The sequence below is a fragment of the Pseudomonas sp. 18.1.10 genome (genome assembly GCF_024655625.1).
In the GTDB taxonomy this organism is placed as follows: domain Bacteria; phylum Pseudomonadota; class Gammaproteobacteria; order Pseudomonadales; family Pseudomonadaceae; genus Aquipseudomonas.
The window spans coordinates 1-3,959 of sequence record NZ_JANLGL010000346.1 but is presented as its reverse complement, the minus strand read 5'-3'; the positions used below and the strand labels follow the sequence as shown (position 1 = coordinate 3,959).

Here is a 3,959-nt window from a genome sequence, read left to right as displayed (position 1 = left end):
GCTCCCACATTTTGAACTGTGAATACATTCAAAATGTGGGAGCGGGCTTGCTCGCGAAGAGGCCGGTACAGGCACCTCCAATCCCGGGTCAGACCTTCTTGTACAACTGGCTCCCTTCCTGCTTGAACCGCTCCGCCTGCTCCGCCAAACCCTTGGCCACATCCACATCCACCGCGTCAATGCGCTGGTTGGCCGCGTACTCACGCACTTCCTGGGTGATCTTCATCGAGCAGAACTTCGGCCCGCACATCGAGCAGAAATGCGCGACCTTGGCCGAATCCTTCGGCAGCGTCTCATCGTGGTACGAACGCGCGGTGTCCGGGTCCAGGCCGAGGTTGAACTGGTCTTCCCAACGGAATTCGAAGCGCGCCTTGCTCAAGGCGTTGTCGCGGATCTGCGCGCCCGGATGCCCCTTGGCCAAGTCCGCCGCATGGGCGGCGATCTTGTAGGTGATGATCCCGGTCTTCACGTCATCCTTGTTCGGCAGCCCCAAGTGTTCCTTCGGCGTCACGTAGCAGAGCATCGCGCAGCCGAACCAGCCGATCATCGCCGCGCCAATGCCGGAGGTGATGTGGTCGTAGCCCGGCGCGATGTCGGTGGTCAGCGGGCCGAGGGTGTAGAACGGCGCCTCGTCGCAGCACTCCAGCTGCTTGTCCATGTTCTCCTTGATTAACTGCATCGGCACGTGGCCCGGGCCTTCGATCATGGTTTGCACGTCGTGCTTCCAGGCGGTCTTGGTCAGCTCGCCGAGGGTTTCCAGCTCGCCGAATTGCGCGGCGTCGTTGGCGTCGGCAATCGAGCCCGGGCGCAAGCCGTCGCCGAGGGAGAAGCTGACGTCATAGGCCTTCATGATTTCGCAGATTTCGTCGAAATGCGTGTAGGTGAAGTTCTCTTTGTGGTGCGCCAGGCACCACTTGGCCATGATCGAGCCGCCACGGGACACGATGCCGGTGACGCGCTTGGCGGTCAGCGGCACATAGCGCAGCAACACCCCGGCGTGGATGGTGAAGTAGTCGACGCCCTGCTCGGCCTGCTCGACCAGCGTGTCGCGGAACAGCTCCCAGGTCAGGTCTTCGGCGGCGCCGCCGACTTTTTCCAGGGCCTGGTAGATCGGCACGGTACCGATCGGCACCGGCGAGTTGCGGATGATCCACTCGCGGGTTTCGTGGATATGTTTGCCGGTGGACAGGTCCATCACCGTGTCGGAACCCCAGCGGATGCCCCAGGTCAGTTTCGCCACTTCTTCTTCGATGGACGAACCCAGGGCGCTGTTGCCGATGTTGCCGTTGATCTTCACCAGGAAGTTACGGCCGATAATCATCGGTTCCAGTTCGGTGTGGTTGATGTTCGCCGGGATGATCGCGCGGCCACGGGCGATTTCTTCGCGCACGAATTCCGGGGTGATGATCTTCGGCACGCTGGCGCCAAAGCTGTGGCCGGCGTGCTGCTGGTCGAGCAGGCCGCTGGCACGGGCTTCTTCGAGCTTCATGTTTTCGCGGATGGCGACGTATTCCATCTCGGCGGTGATGATGCCTTTGCGCGCGTAGTGCATCTGCGTGACGTTGGCGCCGGCCTTGGCGCGGCGTGGGTTCTTCACGTGGGCGAAGCGCAGCGCAGTCAGCTCGGCGTCGCTGAGGCGCTGCTGGCCGAAGTGCGAGCTGAGGCCCGAGAGGCGTTCGGTGTCGTCGCGCACTTCGATCCACGGCGAGCGCACATCGGCCAGGCCTTTGCGCACGTCGATGATGACGTTGGGGTCGGTGTAGGGGCCGGAGGTGTCATAGACCACCACGGGCGCGTTGATTTCACCGCCGAAATCGGTGGGGGTCACGTCCAGGCTGATCTCGCGCATCGGCACGCGGATGTCCGGGCGAGTGCCCTGCACGTAGACTTTTTGCGAGCGGGTAAAGGGCTGCACGGAGCCGGAGTCGACCTTGGCCGATTCACTCAAATGCACGGTATTTTTTAGTTTTGTCGTCATCACGGGCTCTCCAACTTGCTATCCAGGCGGTGGATTTTTGTCGGAGCGAACCTGTGACGGATGGACGCACTGAAACCAGTGCTGTGCTTGGCGCACGAGGGCTGTTCGATGGTCGAACAGCATCCCGGACGAAGCACAAGAGGACTCGCCGGGTGACGAGAAATCTTGTTCCCTACGCAGGCGCTAACCTGATCAGGTTCAACGGGATCCGGTATTTACCGATCTCAGCCTTCCAACAAGGCACCCCGACAAGAACGCGGCCAGTCTAGACCATGGCGTGGGCAAATTGCCAATAGCGGTGCATTCAGCGTGATGAATGGCGCAATTGCAGGATTGTTGTGCAGTGATCGCGCCACTACACTCGGGGACTGCCTCAAGGCTTGACGCCAGGATTGGCCAGCCTTAGCCTTGGGCGCTAAATTATCGCCGTAATATTCAATCTAGGGAACGCCTCATGCTGCGCAAACTCTCACTGGCTCTTGCCGTGTCTTGTGCGACCAATGGAATGGTTTGGGCAGCAGAAGCGCCCTTGTCCGCCAACACTGACTTGGTCAGCGTCTACCAGGAAGCGGTGAACAACAACGCCGACCTGGCCGCCGCCCGCGCCCAATACGGCGCACAAAAAGAAGTGGTGCCCCAGGCCCGCGCCGGTTTGCTGCCGAACCTGTCGGCCGGTGCCGACAGCAACAACGTGCGCACCCAGATTGCGCAGCCCGCCGGCACCGCCAATCGCGACGCGCATTCCTGGCGCGCGACCTTGAGCCAACCGCTGTTCCGCGCCGACCGCTGGTTCCAGCTGCAAGCCGCTGAAGCCGTCAACGAGCAGGCCGCCCTGCAACTGTCGGCCACCGAACAGAACTTGATCCTGCAGAGCGCCGAAAACTACTTCGCCGTGCTGCGCGCCCAGGACAACCTGGCCTCCACCAAGGCCGAAGAAAATGCCTTCAAGCGTCAGCTGGACCAGTCCAACGAACGCTTCGACGTCGGCCTGTCGGACAAGACCGACGTGCTGCAATCCCAGGCCAGCTACGACACCGCCCGCGCCAACCGCATCCTCGCCCAGCGCCAGGTGGAAGACGCGTTCGAAGCGCTGATAACCCTGACCAATCGCCAGTACAACTCGATCCAGGGCATCGTCCACAGCCTGCCGGTGCTGCCGCCGCTGCCGAACGACGCCAAGTCCTGGGTCGACACCGCCGGCCGCCAGAACCTCAACCTGCTGGCCAGCAACTTCGCGGTGACCGCCGCCGAAGAAACCCTCAAGCAGCGCAAGGCCGGCCACGCGCCGACCCTCGACGCCGTGGCGCAGTACGAACGAGGCGACAACGACGCCCTCGGTTTCAGCAACCCGAATGCCTTTGGCACGCCGTACCGTGGCGATGTCGAACAACGCACCGTCGGCCTGCGCCTGAACATCCCGCTGTACAGCGGCGGCCTGACCAGCTCGCAAGTGCGCGAGTCCTACTCACGCCTGGACCAGACCGAGCAGCAGCGCGAAGGCCTGCGCCGCCAGGTGGTGGAAAACACCCGCAACCTGCACCGCGCGGTGAACACCGATGTGGAACAGGTGCAGGCGCGCCGCCAGTCGATCATCTCCAACCAGAGCGCGGTGGAAGCCACGGAAATCGGCTATCAGGTGGGTACGCGCAATATCGTCGATGTGCTGGATTCACAGCGCCAGCTGTATTCATCGGTGCGCAATTACAACAACAGCCGGTATGACTACATCCTCGACAACCTGCGCTTGAAGCAGGCGGCGGGGACGTTGAACCCGGGGGATTTGCAGGAGTTGGCGCGCTATCTGAAGGCGGACTACAACCCGGATCGGGATTTCCTGCCGCCGGATCTGGCCAAAGCGGCTGCCGAGCAGCTCAAGGCCCGCCCAGGATATTGATAACACGCAAAACAAATGCGGGAGCGGGCTTGTGTGGGAGCGGGCTTGCTCGCGAATGCGGTAGATCAGCCAATACATGTGGTGACT

At 62.2% G+C, this 3,959-nt stretch carries 2 protein-coding genes and 1 riboswitch; of the genes, one reads left to right on the top strand and one right to left on the bottom strand.

Annotated elements, in window-relative coordinates; genetic code table 11:
• Nucleotides 1–88 precede the first annotated feature (88 nt).
• Complete coding sequence (thiC, locus tag NUV89_RS28290; protein WP_017734933.1) at nucleotides 89–1,978, bottom strand: phosphomethylpyrimidine synthase ThiC; 1,890 nt, start codon at nucleotides 1,976–1,978, stop codon at nucleotides 89–91.
• A gap of 152 nt (nucleotides 1,979–2,130) precedes the next feature.
• A riboswitch (TPP riboswitch) is annotated at nucleotides 2,131–2,236 on the bottom strand.
• Between the two features lie 196 nt (nucleotides 2,237–2,432).
• Here thiC and NUV89_RS28285 point away from each other — a divergent pair.
• Complete coding sequence (locus NUV89_RS28285) at nucleotides 2,433–3,872, top strand: TolC family outer membrane protein (RefSeq protein WP_257783908.1); 1,440 nt, start codon at nucleotides 2,433–2,435, stop codon at nucleotides 3,870–3,872.
• Nucleotides 3,873–3,959: the final 87 nt, after the last annotated feature.

Coding starts and splice junctions, on each gene's coding strand:
- thiC (WP_017734933.1), bottom strand. CDS start 1,978: ATGACGACAAAACTAAAAAATACCGTGCATTTGAGTGAATCGGCCAAG.
- NUV89_RS28285 (WP_257783908.1), top strand. CDS start 2,433: ATGCTGCGCAAACTCTCACTGGCTCTTGCCGTGTCTTGTGCGACCAAT.